This window comes from Halothece sp. PCC 7418 (genome assembly GCF_000317635.1).
Classification (GTDB): Bacteria; Cyanobacteriota; Cyanobacteriia; order Cyanobacteriales; family Rubidibacteraceae; genus Halothece.
Genome location: NC_019779.1, coordinates 3,155,230 through 3,179,198 on the forward strand (window position 1 = coordinate 3,155,230; position 23,969 = coordinate 3,179,198).

Sequence of the window (23,969 nt, forward strand, 5' to 3'; positions counted from 1 at the left end):
TGTTTGCGTCATATCTAACTAGAATCTATGACTAACCCCTAATAGGTAGGCATTGCTGCCTCGCCTAACGCCATTAAAGAGACCAAATGCACCACTCCGGTGATGAATGCGACCTGTCAGTGCCCAATCTTCAGCGACGCTGACTTCTATTTCTAAGGCAAAATAGTTGAGTAATGGATTAGTTTGATCAGCCCGTTCTTTTTCTATTTGAGGGGTTTCAGTTGCTAGAGAGAAACCGTTAAAAAAAGCCACGCTCACTGGCTCGGCAAGCTGCCAACGCAGACCAATACCAAGGGTAAATTCTAAATGATTCTGATCGCCAAAATGCTTCAGTGCTTGCAATTCTCCTTCTAAGTAAACTCGTTTATTTAAGGCTAAAATCCCTTTGTTAGCTGCTAAACCAATCAGGTAAGAGTCAGCAAGCTCAATCTTAAATAAGAGAATTTCACTGAGATCTGCTGAGCTTAAAATTCCTCCCCAAAGTGTTAATCGCCAATCTTTCCAATCATCATCAAAGGAGTGATTAGTATCTGAAGCAATTAGCCTCGCCCACTCTTCAGCAAAAATAGTTGAGATCTCAATTGATAAATTGACCCCTTCTCTTGCTGAGATAGGAACCTCTGCACTCTTTTTGCTCTCCTTATTTTTTGGAAAAAGAATGATCGGAAACTCTTCAATATTCTGATCGCCACTTACGGTAGCTTCTTCGCCAAAGAGTACATTATTAGCTGAAGCAGCCTCTAAATTAATCAGAAAGTGACTCCCAACTGTGGCAACCATTACCATGGACTTCAAGCTAGCTAACTTAAAATATTTCATTGGGAATCCTTGCCAATTTTTATCCCAGCCACTTCATCGTTATCTTGCCAGATTTTTTATTTCATTCTCTTGCATTAATTACCTATTGTTCCTTGAACTTTACTCACAACCCAAGACAGAAACCCGATAGGCATTATTGCGAGCACTGTTAACATTAAAGTTGATTTGGAAGGGCTGTCTTTCGCTAGGAGACTGAAATTCGTCAGCAACTCGCTCGAACCGTTCCATCGCCAGAGTGTTCTGAAAAACACTGGCACTGCTGCCATCGCTAAACTTAAAAAAGACTCGTATTCTATACTCGGCATTATTTTCTGCTAACAGTTGAGGGATATAGGACGTAAAATTGCTTCCTGAGGGGACAACAAAATCTGTATTCTGGTTACCAGTTCTAACTACTTTTCTAATTTCAATTTCCCGAGTAGAAACTTCCTGTAAGTAGGTACAATTCTCAGGTGCTTCTGGTAGCTCAGGTGCTTCCATTAGTTCTTCTTCTGGAGGCTCAGTAGGCTCTTGGGCATACAAGTTTTTGTTAACTGACATAAATATCGGCAGACTGGTAAGAGCAGCTACAGATAAAATCAGAGGAAATTTAGTCATTATGATTGATCTCCTGATCAAGAAACTTTAATTAGGTTCTAACGATCCCTTTTTGAATCATAGCATTATTTTACGTAAGTATATGCTTAAGTAACAAAAAGCAATCCTAATGACGAAGTTAGCTAACTTTTCACCTTGAAACGGGTGATACTGTCGATTTCTCATTTAATTTCTGGTGCTGGGCAGGATACTGCATTAGGAAAACCGAGCAATTCAGAAAGAGAAAAACAGAGAAAAGGGGCTTCGGGAACGGGAGTCTCAACCCCACTTGCCACCCAAAATAAACCAGTTTTTGGCTCAAAAACGACCTGGCGCAAAGGACCATTGCCCCCGATACTGATATCGTCGTCAAACAGATCGGGTGGGCTGATTTCTCCAGTTTCGGGGTTGACACGATCGCGCAACACTTGAATCGCCCCCTCAGGATTAAGCGTTCCGTAAACCGAATCTTTGCCATCTGGTTCGAGAAGCTGTTGATAACGGTTGAAACGACTGTAACTGGAATCGCTGGGAGTATCCCGTCCAGCAAATCCCTCAGCAACAAAATGGTTGGAGGCGTAAACAATCCCTTGTTCATCAATAGGGCGCAACGTACTTTCAAAGCCAAGCAACTCCAGTATTCCCCCTTGTTCCTGATTACCATCCGCGATCGCGATGATATTCGCCCGCATTCGTTCCTGGGCGTTAAAGATGGCAATTGCTTCTTCCAGAGAAGTTGCCCGTGACATCACTTCTCCCATCATTTGTACGTTACTCGTGCCTTGCAAAGACAAATCATCAAACTCGTCTGGGTGTGCCGAATTCACGGCGATAGAAATCCCAGCAGCGTTCATCGCTTGAGTGGGAACCACTGACCCTGGGGCGGTCACGGAAACCGATGGAATCCCCCCAGTCGGCTGTCGGATGACCAGCGTGGGATTTTGAATCAAATGATCGAGAGCAGCAAAACTATCTAAAGTGTGGGCATGATAAAGCTGACCATCTGCCGTGGCTTCTCCCCTCACAATAAAGCTAGAACAGCCATCGTTAAACAAAATCTGGGGTAACAACGTGCCAAAGACTTCTTGATAAACATCCCCAAAAGCAAGCATCATACAAGCCTCCATGGTCATGCTAGTCCCCTCAGATAAACCGCTGCATTCTTCCACGAACGGGGAAAAAGAGCGACGAATCGCCAAGCGGGATAAACCAAAGGCGCGTCCGAAAAAGTCTAGCGTGTTAAGTGTCTCTCGTCCCATGGCTTCCACCCCCTCCCCCACCAGTTCCGCCTGTTGGAGTCCCATTTCATAGGGCGTACCCGATAGCCAAATAATGGTAATTGAGCCTCGTTCTTCTCGACGCGGGGGGACGGGTTCCCAGTTTGGGGGCGGTTGCCAGTTTACCAATTGAGGCAGTTCTGTTGCAGGATCTTGGGCAATGGCTTCTCCTTGCGGAAAAGGAACAAGGCTCGCGATCGCGAGGGAGATAATAAGGGGAGTGAGTGGTTGTTTCATTTTCAGTAACTTCACCAAATTCAGTACTATTCGGGGCAATCGCAAATCTCATCCGCAGCCTCTGATTGCAGTTCTAAAAGCAAATCATCAACCCCTGTGGTTACCGTTCCCACTACCCCTTGTTGACCGACATTGCGGGCAAACCGCTTTAAATTCAACCCTTCAATGACAACGACAGATAACGGGAAGTTTTGGAGAAATTCTAGGAATGTCAATTGATTATTGCTCAAGGCAGATCGCATTAACGAGGAGCGCAACACTTGAATGTTGGAATTTCCTGCTTTTCCATGTACAACACGGGAAACTTGAAACAGAAGATATTCTCCGAGGAGGGAATTGAGGCGTTTATGTAGTGCAATGGGATCAACGGAAATTTCTTTGAGGAGGAGGGCGCGGAAATTTTCTGGGGAAACGTTAGCAATCCCGAAGTAAGTATTCCAAACGGACGGATATTCTCCCGTTTCTGCAAACGTCGTCAAGTCATCTACTCGAAAATTGACGGTAATGACCCCATATTGAAAGGTGACTTTCTCTGCACCATCAATGGGGGGAAGTGTAATCAGGCGTTGTGCCATAGGGCTAGAATCGCTAGCAGGGGTAACGGGGATGATCGAGGCAACCAGTTGGGGAGGATAACCCATCTCTTGCTCTTGAAAGTTTCCTCCTTGCAATTCACACTCACACACTAACTCGTGTAAGAGAAGCTCAGTCACTGCTAAAATGGGTTCGATACGCTCCACAAAGCGTTCATATTCTGTAACAGAGCGATCCAGTCTTGGCAAATCCACTCTGACTTCATCCCTGTCATACGTTTCGAGCAATTCAAGGGTCGTGATCCGACGATCATCAGCAAAGGTTTTTTCTAGGGCTTCCACTAAGGGTTCGATGATTGGTCGACCTAGGGGGTCGCCAATGAGTTTATTGTACTGAATTGCGAGAAACTGCAAATCATTCGGACCCAAAAGTCTTCCTGTATCCGAGATCTCTCGGTTCATTAACTCTCGAATCCGACTACTTTCCAGAGGAATTTGTTCTAGGAAGATCGCTAAAGATTCACTGCTTTCTCCCGACTCCGCAAACGTTTTTAACTCATTCAAGGGGATCGCAACACGCTGACTTTGATGGCGCAAAATAACGGTTTCCGCAGCGACAACGGGTAAGACAATTCCCAAACCGCTCAAACTCCCGATCGCGCAAATGGCAAGTAACCAAAATCGCTGAAAGGGTTTTCCACTCGTGCTAACTTGATTTTCTGATTCCATTGTTTCTCTTTTCACCATAACGAGTTGGGATCATTACGCTTTCGTCACAGGCGAGATTTATTTGTCCGATCAGACTGAGAAGTCAATATTTTTACTTAAATTTGCCATGGATCATGAGCGAAGTGCGCGATCGTCGTTGCCTCTTCCTTGAAAAAAAGTTAAACCCTTACCTCAAGCTGATCGCTGATCTGTCTGGTTCAAAAACCAATCTATAGCACTTCCCAATCTCATGAGGTACATTCTAAATTTTGGTTCTTTGTTCTTTGTTCTTCGTTCTTTGTTATTTGTTGGTTGTTAATCAATGAACCACGAACCATGAACCATGAACCATGAACATCCACCGACTCGCATTACGTACCTCAACCAACTAGGAAACGCTATAGAAATAATCAGGATTAATGAGTTTGCTATATCCGTAATTATACTGTAATTAAACCTGATCCGCCCTTTTTTCTTTCAAGTTTCTCAAACCTTGGACTCCTTAACCGATTGCGGAAAAGTGCCAGAAGCCCTTCGTCTAATCCATGTAGTGATGAAGGGAGAAAGCAGTTCCAAGCCGAAAACTTGGCTGATCAGTTTGAGGGAGGAAACAATGTGGTACAAATATCTGTGAGTTGAAAAACCAAGCCAACGCTGGTCATGATTTGGCTTTTTTCCTTAAATTAACCTGTAGTCAGTTCTAGAGATTTGCCATTGTGTCTCGTACTAAAGCCCTTCGTTATTACATTTTCGTCCGTTTACTTCTCGCCCCCCTCATGTTGTGGACGATTACCACCCTTGTCTTCCTGCTCTTACGCGCCACACCAGGTGATCCAGCTGATGCGATTTTAGGTGCAAGAGCACCAGAAGCAGCAAAAGAAGCACTGCGAGAACAGCTTGGACTCAACCAGCCCTTGTTATGGCAATATTTAGATTATTTAGGGGATTTATTGCGCTTAGATTTGGGTAATTCTCTCACCAGTCGCGGGTTGTCAGTTTGGCAAGTGATTCAGGATTATTTTCCCGCTACCGTGGAACTGTCTTTATTTAGTATGACGATCGCGCTGTTAGTTGGTTTAGGGGTGGGAATGGTGGCTGCTGCCAAATCAGGGACACTGATTGATGCACTGGGACGCTTGTTTGGTGTTGTGACCTATTCTCTCCCGTTGTTTTGGGTGGGAATGCTCTTACAACTGGTTTTTGCCGTACAGTTAGGCTGGTTTCCCTTAGGCACCCGCTTTCCCATTAGTGAACCCACTCCCTTTGATGTAACGGGACTTTATACGGTTGATAGCCTCCTGCAAGGGAACTTAGGACAATTCTTCACCGCCTTGTATTATCTGGCGTTACCGAGTTTTACCCTTGGCTTACTCCTCAGTGGCATTTTTGAGCGTATTGTTCGCATTAACCTCAAACAAACTCTGAAAGCCGATTATGTGGAAGCAGCAAGGGCAAGAGGCTTATCAGAAAGACGGATTTTATTGGCTCATGCCCTCCGCAATGCCTTGATTCCCGTGATTACTGTCTTAGGTTTAACCTTTGCTGCGTTACTGAGTGGGGCAGTTTTAACTGAAGTGACCTTTTCTTGGCCTGGGTTAGGCAATCGGTTGTATGAGGCCATTTCCTTGCGGGATTATCCCACAGTACAGGGGATTATGGTCTTTTTTGGCGCGATCGTTGTTTTCGCCAGTATTCTGATTGATATTATTAACGCCTACATTGATCCCCGCATTCGCTATTGATAACTATAACCAAGGATAGTAGGAGATAGAAAAATCAATCTTCTAATATGTTGTCGATCAGTAGATCGGTATTCCTTATTCATTATTCATTGTTAATTATTGATTCTTAAACGTGGTTGTACAAACAGAACAAACAATTCAGTTACAAGAAAACCCAACCCAAGACCTCCTAGATTGGGCGATCGCGCTGGAAGAGTCTGAACTCAGCTATCTGGAAAAATCCGAAGCGATCGCGCGTCGTCTCGGGGCCCATTATCGCGAAGATGGCTTGACTGAAATTGGCTTTTGGACCCCCGAATTAACTGGTGAAGTGATGCGCCCGCGTGCCATTTATCTGGAAGTCTTAACCCCAGAAGCAGATGTGGATTTACGCGCCAAAAGTCAAACCCTCAAATTTAAGCGCGATCGCGTGCCCATGCGACAAGAAGGGGAATATTTCTGGGGCGTTTATTCTGGTATCCGTCCTGGAACACGGCATCAACTGGGAAGCCTCTACTGGTTACGCTACGTTGATCCCCGCGAAGAACTACAAACCGTTCGCGATGTCCTCGCCTATTCTCTCCCTTTTGGAGTATTTGGTCCAGCAGAAGTTTACGATTTCAACCAGTTACAACAACACCGTACCGATTTATCTTATTTCCAACAAAGGTCACAACTTGATGCAGAAGGAAATCTTCCTCGACAACCAGCCCCGCAAAACATTCTGCAACTGCACGTGGGAACCGCTTCTGAGGAAGGGACATTTGAAGGCTTAACTCGCGTTTATCAAACCATTTCCGATAAACTTGCTCAAGGAGAACCCCTCACTCCCCGTGAAGAGAATTATATCGGCTATGATGCCGTGCAACTGCTTCCCATCGAACCCACCATTGAATATCGGGATGATTACAGTCCCATTAGCGAATTTTTTGACTTTGAAGACAACGAAACCGAACATCCAGACTCTACTAGCATTCCTCTCACGGATGAAGTCAAAGTTCACCTCAAAAAACCAAACACCCAAGACTGGGGTTATGATGTGCCAATTTTAGGCTCAAGTGCAACCAATCCAGCGATTTTAGGCAGTTTACGCCCTGATGAAGTGATTGATTTTGTCGCAACCCTCCATAATTTTGCAACAGGTCCGATTCAGATCATCTATGATTTGGTTTATGGTCATGCCGATAATCAAGCGGAACTCCTCATTAATCGCCAATTCCTCAAAGGACCCAATATGTATGGGCAAGATTTAAATCATCAACTTCCCACAGTGCGGGCGATTTTCCTAGAAATGCAACGACGGAAACTCAATACAGGTGCAGATGGGATTCGGGTTGATGGCGGACAAGATTTTCGCTTCTTTAATCCTCTCACAGGACGAGTCGAACAAGATGATGCCTACCTGTTAGAAATGAGCGATGTCGTGCAGGAAATTGGCGAAAATAAACGTCTCATGTTTACCATCTTTGAAGATGGTCGTCCTTGGCCGGCCCAAGGATGGGAAGAAACGTCCACCTATCGGGACTTAATTGAACTCAAACCAGAATCTTATCAATGGGGTCCTCTAATTTTCGCTCATAATACCCCCAGTTTAGCTGGATTTTGGGAACGGAAATGGGGACGAGTTTCGGAGGTGATGTATCAAGGTGATCGCTGGATTACAGGCTGTGCCAATCATGATACAGTGCGACGAGGAAATCAAATTGATCCAGAAGAAAAGATCAACTGGAATCTAGGCGATACTCTTTCTGAAGTCTTGAAAAATGCCTACGATAACCCTGCAACAAATCTTTGGGTGTATGGTTTTAGCCCCGGCATTCCCATGGACTTTATTAACTCTCTCATGCACACCCCTTGGATGTTTTTCCGCAATACCGATGAACGGTATGGGGTGAAAGTGGTTTCCGAAGAAGTGGGCTTTTTAGACTGGCAAATCACAGAAGACATCTATAATCAAAAACAGTCTTTCTCCCGTCTCAAGTCCCTCGGGTTTGAAACCTTGGAACAACTGCGGGAGTTTGGCAAAGCTCTGCAGACAACAATGATCGAACGGGATTATGATCTCAATGCGGTGATTGAAGCCTGTCATTCCTGTTTGGGAGATCAGACAGACCGTTGTGAGTTTCCTTTGTTAATGCGTCTCAATCGTCCAGGAATGGTTGCGTTTTTACGGGAGTTAGATCTTCCCAAGTTGAAACAGTTTGCATTGATGTTTATGGAAGATTGTTATGAGGTCTGTAATGTTGGGCATTATGGGAAAGACCTCAATCCAGAAAAAACTGCCTTTAATCTGGCTTTACGTCGATTTCGAGACCAACATCGCTGGTTACATGAGAATCTTGTCCCTGGAACGGATCGCTTTAATCAAGTCAGCGAAGAAACCCATACCGTCTTCTATGGGCTACGAACGAATCCTGAGCATCCTGAGGAACAGATTGCTATGGTTACTCACATGGGCGGTGAACCGATTACCGTGACCCTTGGCGACTGGTTGCAACTCGATGTAAATGAATGGCACTGCGCGATCGCGTCCCCTGGATTAGAAATTGCTGATCTCAGTTGCTTTGAGTTGAAAGATTCTCAGGGAGTGCTTCTAAAATCCACTTGATCAATGTTTGCGAACCAGAAGAAGCGAAAAGAAACAACTGGACAATGGAAGGAGGATGATAGAGAATTGATATCAGTTGCCAAAAATCATATAGTGTTATGTCTCACGCTACTGATATCGTTACTCTCGGTCGCTGGATGGCTGCGGACTTTAGTAATCAAGAGCAAGCATTTGCGAATCCTCCTTTTTTTGCCCACATTCGGGTTTGTATGCGCCCCCTCCCCGTGGCATTACTCTCAGGGATTAGTTTGTTTGTAGAACAAGCCTATGACTATATGCTGAATAACCCTTATCGGATGCGCGTTCTGAAATTATTAGTCGTTGATGATCATATCGAAATTGAAAATTATGTTTTAAAAGATCCCAGCGCCTTTCCAGGGGCAAGTCGAGATCCACAACGATTGCAAGAACTAACTAGCGATAATCTGGAAAGACTGCCAGGTTGCAATATGGTTGTCAATTGGACGGGGAATAGTTTTCAGGGGGAAGTTGAACCAGGAAAGGCTTGTAAAGTAGTGCGTAAAGGACAAGAGACCTATTTAGATAGCACGTTTGAAATTGATGCCAATCAGTTTACAAGTTTAGATCGCGGACGAGACCCAGAAACGGATGAGCGCGTTTGGGGATCGGTTGCGGGTGCGTTTGAGTTTGTGCGTTGGGAAAGTTTCGCCCATGAAGTCGTATCCAAGGTTTAAAAGTCACCAATGTAGAGACGTTCCATGGAACTTCTCCCAGTGACCAGCGACCAGTTACTAAAGAACCAAGAACAAATTTCTAATAAAATTCAACCTCAAACATTTCATCGAGAATGGCTTCTAAGTCTTCAACCGTTATTGCTGTGCCTAAATCGGGACCTCTCATAAAGTCTTGAATTGTCATTTTTTGATCTCGAAAATCTCGCACGAAATCTCGAATTTCTGTCATAAATTCTAATTGTTTTTCTCCTTCTGCAACCACATCAGCAATGGGATCAACCCCTTCTTTGGTTGCACGGCGATAATCCGTAACGGCTGATCCTTCTGGGGTTTGTCGGAGGTAGCGCAATTCTTGTTTAATTTCTTCGTATTGTTGCGCTAACAACTCATTTTCCCGCATCAGTTTTGAGCGTTGCTTTTCTGCATTACTTTCTTGATCGTTATTCGCAGCAAACTCAGTGAGATCGTGTTGTTTGCTTTCAATCTCGAGAAGTTTAGCGAAGTCCCCTGTTTGGTAGGCTTCATTCACTTCTTGCATGATTGCTGTGTATTGTTCTTGGGTTTCGCTATCCGTTACTTTATCGGGGTGAAAACGACTGGCGAGACGCAAAAAGATATCTCGCATTTTACGTTGATTGGCTGGCGGATCGCTCATCTCTTTTGGTTGATTTGAGTCTTGAGTTTCTTCTTGAAAGCCCTCTTTTGCTTGGGCAAATTCTTCAGCAAATTCCTCTGAAAATGGGTTTGTTTCGTCGTCTTCCCCTGGTGAGCTAATTAGACCATCGCTTTGCAAAGATTCATAGACGCTTTGGATTTTCTTTCGGCTTTTTTTACCGAACTTTCTTTTGGTGAAAATTTCTTGAAAGAGTTGATGAATTTCGCGATCGCGCTCCATCATTTTTTCCATAATCGGACGACTTCTCTGAAACATTTCTTGAGCAATTTCTTGCATTTGATTCACTAAGTTTTTTAACTCAGTGCGCTTGCGTTTAATTTGCTTCAGAAACCATTGCTGGTCTTTTTTGAGGGCTGCAATTTGGTCGTGAACTTCAGAAAGAGCGAGAGACTGGCTTTTGGGTTGAGAGGACTTAGATTTGCGCGATCGACTCATGGCTAAATGGGCTGGCGTTTGCCTATTATTTTGCCATATTTATTCTTACTGATGGTGGTGTAACCCTAATTGAATTAACCGATCCACCAGTTGCGGAAAAGGAATCCCTGTTGCTTCCCATAAGCGAGGATACATACTGGTTACAGTAAACCCAGGAAGCGTATTAATTTCATTGACATAAACTTGACCTGTACTTTCTTCATAAAACACATCCACACGGGCTAAACCAGCAGCATCAACCGCAGTAAAGGCTTGTTTGGCTAATTCTTGCACTGCTTTAAAAATTTTGTCAGGGAGAGGCGCAGGAATATAAAGTTCAGCTTTGCCTTCAGTATATTTGGTTTCATAGTCATAAAAATCGGTAGTGTAGCTAATCTCACCAATAACTGAGGCTTGGGGATATTCATTCCCTAAAATGGCACATTCTACCTCTCTGGCGACAATTCCTTGTTCAACAATAATCCGACGATCATAGTTGGCTGCTTCATCGAGGGCGGTTTCTAATTCCGATCGCGTTTTGGCTTTAGAAATCCCGACCGATGATCCTAAATTAGCAGGCTTGACAAAACAAGGATAATCAATTTCTTCCTCAATTTCGTCGCAAAGTTTGGGAAAAACACAAGGACTCGACCAAACTTTATCGCGCTGAATCCCTTTATACTTAACTTGGGGCAGTCCTGCTTGAGCAAAAGCAGTTTTCATGGCTAACTTATCCATTCCTACAGCCGAACCAAGGACACCACTACCCACAAAAGGCACTTGCATTAACTTTAACAAGCCTTGAACCGTTCCATCTTCGCCATTGGGGCCATGTAAAATCGGAAACCAAACATCAATGGTACTGGCGACGGCGGGTAAATCCCATCTTTCCCCAGAGGCTTGTAGTGCGGAGGGAGTCTGTTGTTTTAAAACCTGATCAGCCAGTTCGCCAGCTTTCCAGATGCCATTTTCTTGAATATATACGGGAATGACTTCATATTTGTGGCTGTTCTCTTCCATTTGTAGGGCTTGCGCGATCGCGCTTGCAGAACGAATCGATACCTCATGTTCTCCAGAACATCCGCCAAATAATAATCCAACCCGTAACTTACTCATATCTTGCTAGTTTGTTCATTAATTTTAATCTCATAGCCTACCACACTCCACAGAATTTAGTGGAACTGAGAAAAAAACTCTTCTTTTCCTTGCTAAAAGTTAACTGATTTTAAGTGACAATCACAGCAACAATAATTGCAGTCACAGAAAGAATAAATGCTCCCACAAAAATCGCTGCTGCAACGTTTCCCCGTCGAATTTCTCCCCGATAGTCGGTGGGCGTAATTGTATCAAATAAATACACTGCTCCATAAAGCAGAATGACACCAAACAAAGCCCAAGCGAGGGTTTCCACAACTGCTTGTAACACTAACATCATGATTAAGAAATCTCTCAAGCCTTCTCTAAAATTGTATGCTGAGAGAGAGCTAAAAGTTCATGATTTTTGTTTTCGATCACGTTTAATTATCCCGAGAAAAATGTCAGTCAGTGTTCAATCTTCTAACAGCAGTCGTTTTGTCGATCATAGCCTTAACATTAGTTCCCTTGCCTTACTATTAATGATGATTGCGGGGATTGGGAGTTTATTTTTCCCTCAACAAGTGACTAACCAAATGGTCAAAGTTCTTCCTGAAGAAACTACCCAACTTTCTCCCATTACCATCGAACGTCGCCTCGTTGGGGCTTTACGAATAGATGTGAAAGCGATCATCCCAACCAATCATTGGGTGGTTTATGAAATTCGGCTGTATGATGATCAAAATGAACTTCTAGCTTCAGCGATTAAAGAAGCCTGGAAAGAGTCTGGAGTCTGGCGAGAAGATGGCGAAACTGGAACTTGGTCAGAGTCTGATTTGTTAGGCGGGTTAGATGTTCGCTTGGCGGAGAAAAAGCGAGAAGACATAACAATTGCTGTCGCGGTTTTAGAATATGGCGAAACTCGGGGACAAGTCATTACCGATCAACCCGTTTCTTTTCGCGTGGATGTTGATAATGGTGTCATTGATGGTCGCTATCTTTGGGTCGGATTTTTTGGCGTTTTGTTTATGGTGATTCTCAACCGCTTGTCTGTAACAACGACAGGGAAAGTAAGAATTCGGAAAACAATTAAGGATAGTGACGTGGGAGAACGGGCGATTGTCGGTGGAGAAAATTCTTTAATTCGAGTGACGGTCAATGTGAAGTCTGATGAAACCTCACCTCAATCACTAGCTGTAAATTTATGGTTAAAAGATGGGACGGGAGAACAAATTTATAGTGAACAAACTCGGATCAAGCTCAATTTTCGTCGCGATGATGGGGAAATTGAAGACGCAACGGGAAAACTCGAACAGTATTTTGTTTTCACCCGACGCGGATCTTATGGCTTTTATGTGGAAGTCACCCCTGATCAACCTGTTGATGAAACAACTTTGATTGTCACTGAAAATGCCAAGACTCAATCAGGCAACAAACCTGTCAAAATTATTACTGTAGATGCGGATTAAATCATTCATTACTGATGCTACCTAAAATTTTTGCTGCTGCTGCGGTGTCAATTGCAGTTCTCACTATTTTTGCGGGTTATACTCAGCGTTCAGCCCTTGCTTTGCGTCAAGAGTCTCAATCGATGTATCTCCCTCGTCATGGTACGGGGATCTCTGGTTACTATTTTGGCAATTCATGGCGACCCACCCGCCTTCGATCTGATTATGGCGGGTTTCGCGGTGGGGGTCCCAGTGCGGGAAAGTAAAGACGTTCCAGTCATTCGTGATTTGGTAACTGGTCACTGATCACTGACAATTGTAGGACTTTAAAATCCAGCCAATAATAATCCCTAAGCCCCCAAATCGAACCGCAAGCCAAAAGGGCTCGGCGAGGTCTTTCCATGTGACAAGACGGCTTTCAAGATTATAGTTTAAGGACTCGATTTCTGATTGCAGGCGTTTGAGTTGGGCTTCTAATTCTTCTTTTTGGGCGCGATCGCGCTGCAATTTACTATACCGTCGTCGCAAATCAATTAGATCCGATTCGACTTGTTGCAATTGATTTTCCCATTGCTGGTCATCTTGGGGAGGCTGAGAATCAGAAGGAGACATTTTAGAATAGATCATGTTGGCTCGTTAGCCATTGTACTCCTGAAAGGGAAACCAAATCCTATGCCACAAACGACTCCCTCTGCGACCACTGACGATTTAGCAGAAAAAACGACTTTAGAATTGGCGCAACTGCTTGCAGATCAATGCGCGATCGCGCCCAATGATTGGCATCGTCTCAAAGCCAACCGCAAAGCCCAAGCCAATCAACATATTACCGCAGCACTGGTGTATCTCCAATCTTCTCAAACCGAAGAAGCGTTAGCTCATCTCAAACAAGCAGTCGGTTGGCTCGATCGCTCGATTTCCGCGCCCCCCTGTCCCACTCACGGCAAACATTAATTTCTGTTAAACTTGCTTGACAGGTGAAGGGGAATCAAATTTACCCCTGATTCCCCTCTCCCAGAGCAATTCTTAGCGATCAATTGACTGATTGGATCTTAGCGGGGACTTTCAAGGCTTCCCAACCTTTTCCTTGGTAATCATAGGAGAAGTGCTGAGGGTGCAACATTTCCGCCAGCATCTCCAAAGAATCCACTAAACGCGGACCTGGACGATTAAAGTAAGCATTTCCATCCGCAATATAAACTCGGTTATTTTGTACCGCCTTCAGTTGTGACCAATCAGAATGTTCGGCTAAAACTTGAGCTTCGCTGCGGGTGCGTTCTAAATTAAAGCCACAGGGCATGATCACAATGACATCAGGATCAGTGTCTAATAACTGTTGCCATTCCAGATAGCGCGATCGCGCTCCCGTTTCATCTAAAACAGGCGTTCCCCCTGCTAATTTAACTAATTCAGGAAGCCAATTTCCTCCTGACATCAACGGATCAATCCATTCGAGAGTAACCACTTGCGGACGGTCTGAACTCTCATTTGTAATGCGAGTACAAGCATCAACCCGACGCTGTAAACTTTCTAAAGCCGATTGAGAATCAACCCCAAGACGTTCCGCAACTCGCTTCATATCCGCCCAGACATCTGTTAAAACATTCCCTTGCAAAGAAATCACTTCGGGTTGAGTGGATACCATCTGGGAAACCGCTTGTTGGACTTGCGCCATACTTACCGCACAAGCATCACATTGATCTTGAGTAATAATATGAGTCGGTTGTAACTCCTCTAAAACATCAACCTTAATTTCATAGATACTCAATGCAGATTGCATCAACTCTTGGACATCTTGATCAATACCAGCACTATTTTTACCTGGATTTAACCGCGCCTGAGTACAAACGGGTAAAGATTGTACCTCTGGTGGATAATCGCATTCGTGGGAACGTCCCACTAAGCAATCAGTTAAACCTAAAGCAGCAACCGTTTCAGTTGCACTGGGTAACAGGGAAACGATTCTTAATTGGTTAGAGTTTGTCATAGTAGCCTAGGAATTTAAATTAGCAACAAAACAAGAAAAAAAATAACGTAGCGAAATTTTGCTTCTGATTCCTTTGTAACGAATATTCAAACTCAGAATCAATTTTTTCTATCTCTCGAAAGAGCAAGCGGAAGAAATTGTTAAACTTTCATTAGTTCCAAGAGAAAAAAACGATGCCAAACGAACCTTCTCCCGCCCGCTTAAGCCTCTATCTCCTCCCGATTGTGGGAACAATTCCCGCCCTATGGACACTCTATAAAAAAAAGAGAACCCTAGGGAACGTCATCTGAGCCGTTTAGCAATCCTGCTTGCTTTATCCTGGTTAATTGCTTATAGTCTTCTTGGTATTAGCAGTAGCATTACCCCTTCTACGGTTTGGTCAGTGCGGTTACTATATCTCGACGGATTAATTACATCAGGTTATTTTGTAACCTGCTTGGTGTTGCTGATTCGTCTCTGGCGTGGCAAAACACCAAAACTTCCAGGGATTAGTACCTGAGCCAATTTGCGATCGCGCGATCGCGCTCGGTATAGTCTTTGACAAAATTGTCATTGCTCCGATCGTTTTTCCCGAAAAAAGCCCCTAAAATAAACCAAGCTATCATTACAACAACGTGAGTGAGTGTGAGGAAGCCTGTGCAAGTCCAAAGAACCCAACCCTCCCCTAGATCAAACAAAGTTCCAACTGCCAAAAAAAAGCGGTCTCAGTCCCCCAATTGGTTTTTAATTGGACTCGGCTTATCTGGGGTGGCGATGCTGTCAGCCACTGCTGGTGCTCTTTTAGCGGTCACCTTATCTTCTAAACCGTTACAAGTCAGTCCAGATACCCCCGAACAAAGCGCCGCTTTTAATGAAGAAGAAACCATTTCCAAACAAGCCCCGCTACAACTGCCGAAGTTAACTCGACCCGTTAACATTTTAGTCTTGGGGACGAAGGTTTTAAGTTCTGATTTAGGACAATCACCGCGAGAAATGGGAGGATATCATGCACGGGTCAATTCTTTTAAGGGGTTAACCGATACCATGCTACTGATGCGGTTTAATCCTAACAGCGATGACCTCTCGATTCTCTCTATTCCTAGGGATACGCCTGTCTATTTACCAGGTCACGGACGAGTCAAAATCAATACTGCAAATCAGCGTGGTGGGGCCGCTCTCAGTGCAGAAGCGATCAGTGGTTTGTTAGAAGATGTCCCCATTGACCGCTATGTGCGAGTGAATGTGCAAGGGGTAGAAAAGTTAATTGATGCTTTAGGTGGGGTAGAATTTTATGTTCCTAAAGATATGAAGTATCGGGATGATAGCCAGCATCTTTACATTGACATTAAAAAAGGACGACAACGGTTAGACGGAGAAACCGCCGTTAATTTTATGTTATTCCGTCATGATGAATATGGGGATATTGGACGGGTCCAGCGTCAACAACTTTTGATCCGCGCCGTGATTGAACAGGCTTTAAATCCCGCAACATTAGCCAGAGTTCCCAATATCTTTTCCGTTATTCAATCCAATGTTGATACTAATTTGAGTGTGGAAGAATTGTTAGCGTTAGCAGGGTTTGCAGCTAAACGGGATCAGAAAAATATTGAAATGTTAATGCTACCCGGTCGCTTTGGTGAAATCGAAGATAAAGAACAAGAGCGCGAGATTAGTTATTGGCTACCGAATCATCGTCAAATTGATCAGATGATGGCTCGGAATTTTGATATTGGTCGGGTTTCTAGCACTAATCGTGATCAGGTATCGCCCTATATTCGGATTGCGATTCAAGACAGCACCGAGAATCGCAGCGCGGTTCGATCGCTCGATCGCGCCTTAAAAGAAGAAGGCTTCCGCAATGTTTATGTGGCTTCAGAATGGGGGGAACCGTTATCTAAAACTCGGATCATCGCTCAAAATGGCAACATTGAAGCAGCCGAAGCGGTTGCAGATGCTTTGGGGGTGGGAGAAGTCTTTGTAGAAAGTACGGGGGCTTTAGATTCAACGGTGAGTATTCAACTGGGACAAGACTGGGTGACTCGTCAACGAGCCTTAGAAAATCGCGACTCTTTAGATTAGTCATTGTTCATTGTTCATTGTTCATTGTTCATTGTTCATTGTTCATTGTTCATTGTTCATTGTTCATTGTTCATTGTTCATTGTTCATTGTTCATTGTTCTTTGGTAACTGGTCACTGGTCACTGGTCACTGGTCACTGGTCACTGGTCACTGGTCACTGGTCACTGGTAACTGGTCACTGGTCACTGGTCACTGAGATACTGCTAATTGTTGGCGGAAGATTGTTTTTTTGCGACAACAGTCTCAACGTGCTTTTGAGAGTTGCTGCGATGGGGACGGCGGTTAAAATCCCTAGATATCCAGCGACTCTTGCGCCCACCATTAAGGAAAATAAAATCACAATCGGATTCAATCCCGTGAGTGTTCCTAATAAACGGGGGGTGACTGTATTTTCGATAATTTGATCTAAAATTAGGGCAACCACCAAAACTTTTAACCCCAGCCAAATACTCTTTAAACTGAGGACAAAACTAACAACGAAAATGCTAAGAATTGCCCCAAATGGAATTAAGCCAATTACGCCAATTCCAATGGCGAAGAGAAGATAAAATGGGACATTCAGTAACCAAAAAGCGGGGATTAAAGTCAAGGTAATAGAAGTAGCAAGGGTAAATTGATTGACTACATAACTGTTAAAATTTCTCCGCAGCGATCGCAGCACTTGTGGCCCCTGTTCGGGAAACCAAGTTTCAAGGGTACTTTGTAGAAATCCTTGATAAAAAATGGCAAGAAAAACCGTTAAAACCAGAATAAAAAAGATTTGTAAAAAGTTACTAATTGTCCCTAAAGCAAAGTTCGGTAACTCCATAAAAATAGACTGGAGTTGATCTTTTAAGGTAACTTCAATCTGCTCACTCCACGTGCTGAGATCAATTTTGAGCAAGAGGGCGAGTTGTTGGATTTGTTCTTCTGCGGATTCTGCCCAACTGGGAACGCGATCGCGCAAGGTTTCAAACTGCTCAATTAAAAACGGAATACTAAAAAGTGCAATTAACCCAGCAAGAATAATCGCAACAAAGAAAACCAGCAACACGGAATAAACCCGTCTAATCTTCAATTTTTCTAATACTTGCACAGGATAATTTAATAAAAAAGCGAGTACCGATGCAGCAACAAAACTACTAATTAACTGATTAAAATAATCGATAAACAGAAGGAATAACCAGCCATCGAGAATAATCAATGGAAAGACTAAAAGGACAGTCATCCAGCGCGGAATTGCAGTTGTTATGCGGTTATACCAAGGTGTGATTGTATTCATTTGGCTGATATTTGGGTTGAAATGTCAAAGTGGTTAAAAGAATTAAACTATAAATAAAACTGACTGTCTCTCTAGACTATCTGATGAACACCATACCGACCCCAAAAGAACCCGCTCTCGTCCAAATTGCACAATGGATTTTTGATCCAGTCCGTTACATGAGCAAAAACTTCCAGAAATACGGCGATTTATTTCAAGCCTATGTTTCTTGGGGAAGTTCAGACCCCTTACTGATGGTGAGTGAGCCTAAAGCCATGCAATATATGCTGACTCATGACACCACCAAACAATTGACTGCGCCAGGGGATGTTAATAGTATTTTAGAACCTTTGATTGGTCGCCAGAATCTGATTCTCTTGAGTGGGAAAGAACATCGCCGTCGCCGACAGTTAGTTATGCCTCCCTTTCATGGGGAACGTTTGCAAGCCTATGGAGAAATTATTCAACAGATTACTCAACAAGTCATCGCGGAATGGTCAACGGAAGAACCAGTTAACGTGCGTAATGCGATGCAGAAAATGACCATGCGCGTCATTTTACAAGCCGTTTTTGGGTTATATGAAGGAGAGCGATATAACCGACTGGAAACCCTACTCAGCCAACGCTTAAACATGACTGGTTCTCCCCTCGGGGCCGTGTTATTATTCTTGCCTTGGCTGCGTAAAGACTTCGGTGCTTGGAGTCCAGGGGGACGGATTCGTCAAATCGCAGAAGAAACAGATCGCCTTTTATTTGAAGAAATTCGAGAACGGAGAGCCAACCCTGACCCCAATCGCGTTGATATTCTGTCTTTGCTGTTAATGGCAGAAGATGAAGCGGGACATGGTCTGACGGATCAAGACTTGCGAGATGAGTTAATGACCCTATTAACGGCTGGACATGAAACCACCGCAACGGCTCTAACTTGGGCAATGTACTGGATTCATTCCTTGCCAGAGGTTAAAGAGAAATTACTCGCAGAATTGGATCAGGTTTCTAATCCCAATGATCCCTCTTCCTTCTTGAAACTCTCTTATCTCAATGCCGTTTGCAATGAAACCTTACGCATCCACCCTGTTGCTATGTTGACCTTCCCCCGTCGAGTCGAAGAACCCATCGAACTCTGCGGTTATCAGTTAGAACCTGGAATATTAATCATGGGTTCAATTTATTTACTTCACCAACGGGAAGATCTCTATCCTGAACCGCAACAGTTTCGACCGGAGCGATTTTTAGAACGGCAGTTTTCTCCTTATGAGTTTATGCCCTTTGGTGGCGGGGTTCGGCGTTGCGTTGGTGCTGCCTTGGCTCAATACGAAATGAAAATTATTTTAGGAACAATCTTGAGCACCTTAGATTTAGAGCTTTTAAATCAGAAGCCCGTTGCACCGACCCGACGTGGCATCACCTTAGGACAAAATGCTCAGATTTGGATTCAAAAAATCGGACAACATTCCCCTCAAATGGCAGTACCAAGTTAGATGAGAGCCCGAAAATTGCGCTCGTTAATATCTTTGTTTAATCTTCAGTTTCATCGAGGCGGGTGGGGCTATTGTCAAACCCCTGCGGGCTGGTCGTAGGGGTCGCTGCTTAGGGAGGATAAATTCAAAGTTTTGCAAGAGGGTTGCGATACTCAGTTTTAGTTCCATCATTGCTAAAGCAGACCCAATACAACGGCGATGACCGCCTCCGAAAGGAAGGTACTCATGAGGTGCATATTGATGGTCTAAAAAGCGTTCAGGGCGAAATTCTTTTGGTTGGGGATAAAGATCTGAACGTTGATGGATGATATAGGTCGCTGGCATTAAAGCCGTTCCGATACATTTATGCTGACAATTGCTAACAATCGCCCGCAACACATAAGTTAAGATGTTCACTTAACCAAGGCGTATCAACCAATGCACGAAGAAAAATCCCTCGCGCACCATTTAAATCTCGATCCATTTTCCGATTATCTACCTTTGAGCGAATTGTCTTCGCTCCCCCTAAATTGTGGATGATCTCTCCAGTCCAGCTAACCGTTTTAGAAGTGTAGGCTTCATTTACATCTAAAATGACTTTCTTGTACTCATAAGCTTTACTCTTCAAAAACTCCTTAAAGCGGTAGTGAGAAAGTGTCAGCATCTGTCGGACGGACTTTGAACGAATTCTTCTTTTCCCTTTCTTTGACATTTGACTTGTTTCAAAAGTTGGAAGAAGTATCACATCAAAGTGATCCACTAAAAAGCGTGCTGTCTTATGGTGCAACTCTGCGATTAGATTTTTAATCTTTCCACGGATGCGAGAAGCAGCACGTTTCATTCGTCTTTTTTGTTTTGATTTAGCTTTTGAGATTTTAGAGACCAAACGATCTAGCTTAAAACAAAGTTTTTGGATTTTCTCGTTTGCTCTTTCTCCCAGCCAGCCATAAGAAGATTCGGAAAAGAAGGTGAGGAAAGTTCGGATTCCAGGATCAAGGGCTACTACGCGACCTTGGTTCTCAGTCGCCTTTACCTCTACGGGTTGCGGAATCACCAGAAAGTATTCATTATAAGCGAGAATCAATCGACAATCGCCATAAGTTTCGGGTAGCGGTTCTTTGTAGCTAAGACACCCTAACTTTGTATGATAAATTCCTTTTTCTTTTACTGCTGATTTGGGGATATAGCACGATTGTACGGGCTTCTTACGGGAACGAAATCGAACGCGATTAAATCCCTCTCCGTTTATGCACTTCTTTTTTGCATTAGAAACCGCTTGACAAGCATCCTTAACTGCAATTGATTTAATTTGATAGGGAACACAACTGCACCAGTCAGGAAGGCTATTGAGGATTTCTCCTTTAATTGCTTTCCAATTCGCTTTTGTTTCTGGCTGCTTTAGGTATTCAACAGTTCGGTTAAAGACGAACCTTGATACTCCAAACCAATGACGGACAATCTGCTTCTGCTCACTATTTAGGAAGATCCTGATCTTGTTTGATCTTCTTAGCGTACTTTCGGAGTCCGTGCATTCGACAACTGAAGACGTGAATGATGGAGAGAAGATCGGCGCTAAGTTCTGATTCTGGACAGTGAACAGGTTGTTCGAGAACCACGATTTTCCCACCGTTGGACTGAACCATATATTCGATGAGTTCAAATCCGAATCGGAGAAGTCGGTCTCGACAGGCAACAACAAGGATGAACTGATCTCCGCGCAGCAGTCTGTCCAATAAGGAGCGCAATCCTTTTCGCTTGAAGTTGATTCCAGACCCGATGTCTTTAATAACTTCTGCTTCGGGGTAGAGGGAGAGGAGGTAGGCTTCTTGTCGCAATAAGTCGTCTTTTTGTTTGTGGGAGGAGACGCGACAGTAGCAAATAACGGCAGTTCGAGTTGCCCCTTTGATGTAGGAGTTGCAGTCGAATAACCTTTGCCCTGCTTCGTTTCTGATTGATTTGATTTTCCCTTGATCGGCATATTTTCTAAGGGTGTTGGGGTGCAGTCAAGGGTGTTTCAACTGCTTTTCTAAGAGGAACATAAGACATCAGCTAATGTTAGCACATATTAGTAACTATTAGCAAATACCCTACAGCAAATTAACCCTCACTGTCTTCAACATCATCAGGATTGACATCAGCAAGAAACGAAAAATCTTTCTGGTCAAAATCCATCACTTCTCCCTGAAAGGCATTGGCTAACTCTTTCGCAATTTTTTCTAAGGCTTTTGCATCAGTTGATTCATCTGTGGACTCCTCTGGTTGAACAACTGCAGAGAGGGCTTCCTCAGAGATTTGTTCTGTTGTCGATTCTGGTACAGACAAAGGCTCATTAGCATTTTGTTCAGTAGGGGGAGATGATGTTTCCTGTTTTGCTTCAGGAGGGGTCTCCTTTTTTTCTGCTGGTGGCGGTTCTGGTTTTCTCTCAGGAGGCGGTGGAACTGATTTTTCTTGGGGAGGAGACTGTAGCGTTGTTCCCGTCATGACTTGCAAATGAACGGTCATCTGCTGATGGAAAATGTCTGTGAGAACTTTTTCTAAATCCCCTTTGCGTCTTTTGGCATATCGATCGAGCAGTTGTTGACTTTTGACTCCCACTTGCACAGTCTCGTCTTGAATCGCTAACAACCGACAATGTTGTTCAAACAGGGCTCGGGAAGGAATCGGTAAACGGGCTAAGAGTTGCTCCCAGATTTCTGCTTCGTTACCAGTGACCGCTGGGGTGGGAGTCGGCGGTGTTTCCGATTTCTCAACCACGGGTGGGGAGACTGGTGAAGAAGCTGTTTTTTCGGGTTCTGGGGAGGATTGAACCCTTTCGCGCTGAGGAGGGGCTGATGATGGCGTGACAGAGGCTTGAGTCTGAATCGGATGACCGTTTGACTGGGGGAGGGCTAGGGGTTGATCATCGCTCGTTAATAATCCTAAGAGAGTCACTTCTAACCACAAGCGAGGTTGAGTGGTCTGTTTAATTTGAGCTTCATTCTTTTGAAGATGCCTTTGTCCTGTTAAAATTTCACTGAGTTCCCATTGCTGAGCAATTTCGCACAGTTGTTCCCAAGTTGATGCGGTGAGAGTGACTAATTCCGATTGCTTGGGGGCGGTTTTGGCAATCAGTAAGTCACGATAGAATCCTGCAAGGTTTTCTAAAACAATAATTGGTTCTCGTCCCCGATCCATCAGTTGACGACACCGACTTAAAATTTGATCGCCATTTTTTTTCTTGATGGCTTGCAAAAGAGCGATTAAGTCTTGTTCTGGGATCGCGCCCACTAAATCCCAAACTCGTTCAATGGTAATTGTTCCTGATAATAGACTCAGTTGATCGAGGAGGCTTTGAGCATCTCTTAACCCGCCCTGGGCGACTTGTGCAATCACCGCAAGGGCTTCTTCTGTAATGTCAATGGCTTCTTTTTGCGCGATCGCGCTTAAATGAGCCGTCATCGCACCCAGAGGAATCCGTTGAAAGTCAAACCGTTGACAACGAGAAATAATCGTCGGTAACACCCGTTGCGGATCTGTCGTCGCCAGAACAAACACCACGCGCGGGGGTGGTTCTTCCAAGGTTTTCAAAAGCGCATTAAACGCAGCGGTGCTGAGCATATGACAATTATGAACCAGCACTCCATTCGCCACAAAATTATGATGATCTTCCACTTCTAAATCATAAACTGCTGCTTTCCCCGCCGTTTGAATCATTTCAACGCTCTCCACTCCATTCGGGGAAAGGAGTTTCATTCCCACTTGCAACTGTTGAGCTTTAATCCATCCTTGTTCCGTTCGCAAAAGATGGTTTTCAGTACACTGAAGTTGAGAGTGACTGGTTTGTAACTGTAAAGTCTCTTTCACCCCTTGCTGCAACCAGCGTACAACTTTTTTCTCTTCCCAACTCTCTGTGGTTTCGTTATAGCTGAGAACCGTTTTCCCTTTCAGGTTAGGATCATCCAGTCTCATCTCTCCCTGAGACGTGCGGATGAGCGTATCCCCTGTTAAACATTCATCAATGATGTAAAGTTTATATCGGCATTGCACCGGGGCAAAACTGGAGCGCTCAATAATTTCTCGAATATTATCGACACCTGTATTACTGGCTGCATCAATTTCGATAATATCGAGGGCAGAACTATTGCTAATCGCCCGACAAACCTCACATTGACCGCAGGGTTGTGCTGTGGGTTCACTGCTGTGAATACAGTTGAGAGATTTAGCTAAAATACGGGCGGAAGAGGTTTTTCCGGTTCCTCGCGGACCACTGAATAAATAAGCAGGAGCGATGCGTTGACGGTCTATGGCATTACTAAGGGTTTGCGCGATCGCGCTTTGTCCGACCAGATCAGCAAAGGTTTGGGGGCGATACTTCTGATGGAGGGGTTCGTAGGACATAACACTTCCCAATACTGATCACGATACAGACACAAATTAGCAAGGCGATACCTTACCACCTTGC

General features: G+C 44.1%; 23 protein-coding genes. 8 read left to right on the forward strand and 15 right to left on the reverse strand.

The features are described 5' to 3' along the window. Nucleotides 1–18 precede the first annotated feature (18 nt). From PCC7418_RS14330 to PCC7418_RS14345, 4 genes are all read right to left on the reverse strand, one after another. Nucleotides 19–819, reverse strand: a complete 801-nt coding sequence (locus PCC7418_RS14330; protein WP_015226904.1) for a hypothetical protein — start codon at nucleotides 817–819, stop codon at nucleotides 19–21. Between the two features lie 99 nt (nucleotides 820–918). Then, nucleotides 919–1,416, reverse strand: coding sequence for a hypothetical protein (locus PCC7418_RS14335; protein ID WP_015226905.1), 498 nt, complete (start codon nucleotides 1,414–1,416; stop codon nucleotides 919–921). Nucleotides 1,417–1,577: 161 nt separating this feature from the next. Further along, entirely contained in the window at nucleotides 1,578–2,909 is a 1,332-nt protein-coding gene (locus PCC7418_RS14340; RefSeq protein WP_015226906.1) for a C45 family peptidase, read from the reverse strand. A 26-nt stretch (nucleotides 2,910–2,935) separates the two neighbouring features. Further along, nucleotides 2,936–4,171, reverse strand: coding sequence for an alpha/beta hydrolase (locus tag PCC7418_RS14345; protein WP_041596277.1), 1,236 nt, complete (start codon nucleotides 4,169–4,171; stop codon nucleotides 2,936–2,938). Nucleotides 4,172–4,866: 695 nt separating this feature from the next. On the opposite strand from PCC7418_RS14345, the gene PCC7418_RS14350 reads away from it, so the two are divergent. From PCC7418_RS14350 to PCC7418_RS14360, 3 genes are all read left to right on the forward strand, one after another. Continuing rightward, on the forward strand, nucleotides 4,867–5,892 hold the full coding sequence (locus PCC7418_RS14350; RefSeq protein WP_015226908.1) for an ABC transporter permease: 1,026 nt from the start codon (nucleotides 4,867–4,869) through the stop codon (nucleotides 5,890–5,892). Between the two features lie 112 nt (nucleotides 5,893–6,004). After that, on the forward strand, nucleotides 6,005–8,479 hold the full coding sequence (gene gghA, locus PCC7418_RS14355; RefSeq protein WP_015226909.1) for a glucosylglycerol hydrolase: 2,475 nt from the start codon (nucleotides 6,005–6,007) through the stop codon (nucleotides 8,477–8,479). A gap of 98 nt (nucleotides 8,480–8,577) precedes the next feature. Beyond that, entirely contained in the window at nucleotides 8,578–9,174 is a 597-nt protein-coding gene (locus tag PCC7418_RS14360) for a chromophore lyase CpcT/CpeT (RefSeq protein ID WP_015226910.1), read from the forward strand. A 79-nt stretch (nucleotides 9,175–9,253) separates the two neighbouring features. On the opposite strand, the gene PCC7418_RS14365 is transcribed toward PCC7418_RS14360, so the two are convergent. The 3 genes from PCC7418_RS14365 to PCC7418_RS14375 form a co-directional block, all read right to left on the reverse strand. Continuing rightward, nucleotides 9,254–10,285: a J domain-containing protein gene (locus PCC7418_RS14365; protein WP_015226911.1), complete on the reverse strand. Its 1,032-nt coding sequence runs from the start codon at nucleotides 10,283–10,285 to the stop codon at nucleotides 9,254–9,256. A 45-nt stretch (nucleotides 10,286–10,330) separates the two neighbouring features. Next, on the reverse strand, nucleotides 10,331–11,380 hold the full coding sequence (locus PCC7418_RS14370; protein WP_015226912.1) for a D-alanine--D-alanine ligase family protein: 1,050 nt from the start codon (nucleotides 11,378–11,380) through the stop codon (nucleotides 10,331–10,333). Between the two features lie 109 nt (nucleotides 11,381–11,489). Further along, nucleotides 11,490–11,699: a DUF350 domain-containing protein gene (locus tag PCC7418_RS14375; protein ID WP_015226913.1), complete on the reverse strand. Its 210-nt coding sequence runs from the start codon at nucleotides 11,697–11,699 to the stop codon at nucleotides 11,490–11,492. Nucleotides 11,700–11,799: 100 nt separating this feature from the next. Here PCC7418_RS14375 and PCC7418_RS14380 point away from each other — a divergent pair, with 100 nt between their 5' ends. Then, entirely contained in the window at nucleotides 11,800–12,807 is a 1,008-nt protein-coding gene (locus PCC7418_RS14380; RefSeq protein WP_015226914.1) for a hypothetical protein, read from the forward strand. A 14-nt stretch (nucleotides 12,808–12,821) separates the two neighbouring features. Beyond that, the gene (locus PCC7418_RS14385) at nucleotides 12,822–13,052 is read left to right on the forward strand and encodes a hypothetical protein (RefSeq protein ID WP_015226915.1); all 231 of its coding nucleotides are present in this window, start codon (nucleotides 12,822–12,824) and stop codon (nucleotides 13,050–13,052) included. Nucleotides 13,053–13,092: 40 nt separating this feature from the next. On the opposite strand, the gene PCC7418_RS14390 is transcribed toward PCC7418_RS14385, so the two are convergent. After that, a complete protein-coding gene (locus tag PCC7418_RS14390; protein ID WP_015226916.1) occupies nucleotides 13,093–13,413 on the reverse strand; it encodes a hypothetical protein in 321 nt (106 codons plus the stop codon). A 45-nt stretch (nucleotides 13,414–13,458) separates the two neighbouring features. Here PCC7418_RS14390 and PCC7418_RS14395 point away from each other — a divergent pair, with 45 nt between their 5' ends. Continuing rightward, on the forward strand, nucleotides 13,459–13,737 hold the full coding sequence (locus PCC7418_RS14395; RefSeq protein ID WP_015226917.1) for a DUF6439 family protein: 279 nt from the start codon (nucleotides 13,459–13,461) through the stop codon (nucleotides 13,735–13,737). 79 nt (nucleotides 13,738–13,816) lie between these two features. Here PCC7418_RS14395 and PCC7418_RS14400 read toward each other — a convergent pair whose 3' ends face one another. Next, nucleotides 13,817–14,770, reverse strand: a complete 954-nt coding sequence (locus PCC7418_RS14400; RefSeq protein WP_015226918.1) for a cobalamin-binding protein — start codon at nucleotides 14,768–14,770, stop codon at nucleotides 13,817–13,819. A gap of 415 nt (nucleotides 14,771–15,185) precedes the next feature. Further along, nucleotides 15,186–15,323: a hypothetical protein gene (locus PCC7418_RS20990; protein WP_235620704.1), complete on the reverse strand. Its 138-nt coding sequence runs from the start codon at nucleotides 15,321–15,323 to the stop codon at nucleotides 15,186–15,188. 200 nt (nucleotides 15,324–15,523) lie between these two features. On the opposite strand from PCC7418_RS20990, the gene PCC7418_RS14405 reads away from it, so the two are divergent. Next, a complete protein-coding gene (locus tag PCC7418_RS14405; protein ID WP_150107078.1) occupies nucleotides 15,524–16,828 on the forward strand; it encodes an LCP family protein in 1,305 nt (434 codons plus the stop codon). Between the two features lie 175 nt (nucleotides 16,829–17,003). On the opposite strand, the gene PCC7418_RS14410 is transcribed toward PCC7418_RS14405, so the two are convergent. After that, entirely contained in the window at nucleotides 17,004–18,089 is a 1,086-nt protein-coding gene (locus tag PCC7418_RS14410; RefSeq protein WP_015226921.1) for an AI-2E family transporter, read from the reverse strand. An 83-nt stretch (nucleotides 18,090–18,172) separates the two neighbouring features. Between PCC7418_RS14410 and PCC7418_RS14415 the strand changes: the two genes are divergently transcribed. Next, a complete protein-coding gene (locus PCC7418_RS14415; protein WP_015226922.1) occupies nucleotides 18,173–19,549 on the forward strand; it encodes a cytochrome P450 in 1,377 nt (458 codons plus the stop codon). A gap of 24 nt (nucleotides 19,550–19,573) precedes the next feature. Here the strand turns inward: PCC7418_RS14415 and PCC7418_RS14420 are convergent, their stop codons facing one another. The 4 genes from PCC7418_RS14420 to dnaX form a co-directional block, all read right to left on the reverse strand. Continuing rightward, a complete protein-coding gene (locus tag PCC7418_RS14420) occupies nucleotides 19,574–19,945 on the reverse strand; it encodes a cytochrome P450 (protein ID WP_235620705.1) in 372 nt (123 codons plus the stop codon). Continuing rightward, a complete protein-coding gene (locus tag PCC7418_RS14425; protein ID WP_396275494.1) occupies nucleotides 19,908–21,095 on the reverse strand; it encodes an RNA-guided endonuclease InsQ/TnpB family protein in 1,188 nt (395 codons plus the stop codon). Before PCC7418_RS14425 ends, PCC7418_RS14420 begins: the two co-directional genes overlap by 38 nt. After that, nucleotides 21,001–21,531 carry an IS607 family transposase gene (locus tag PCC7418_RS21390; protein WP_071880238.1) on the reverse strand — a complete coding sequence of 177 codons (531 nt, stop codon included), beginning with the start codon at nucleotides 21,529–21,531 and terminating at the stop codon, nucleotides 21,001–21,003. Before PCC7418_RS21390 ends, PCC7418_RS14425 begins: the two co-directional genes overlap by 95 nt. Nucleotides 21,532–21,625: 94 nt before the next feature. Further along, nucleotides 21,626–23,905 (reverse strand): DNA polymerase III subunit gamma/tau, encoded by a 2,280-nt coding sequence (dnaX, locus tag PCC7418_RS21395; RefSeq protein ID WP_015226924.1) that lies wholly within the window; start codon nucleotides 23,903–23,905, stop codon nucleotides 21,626–21,628. Nucleotides 23,906–23,969 lie beyond the last annotated feature (64 nt).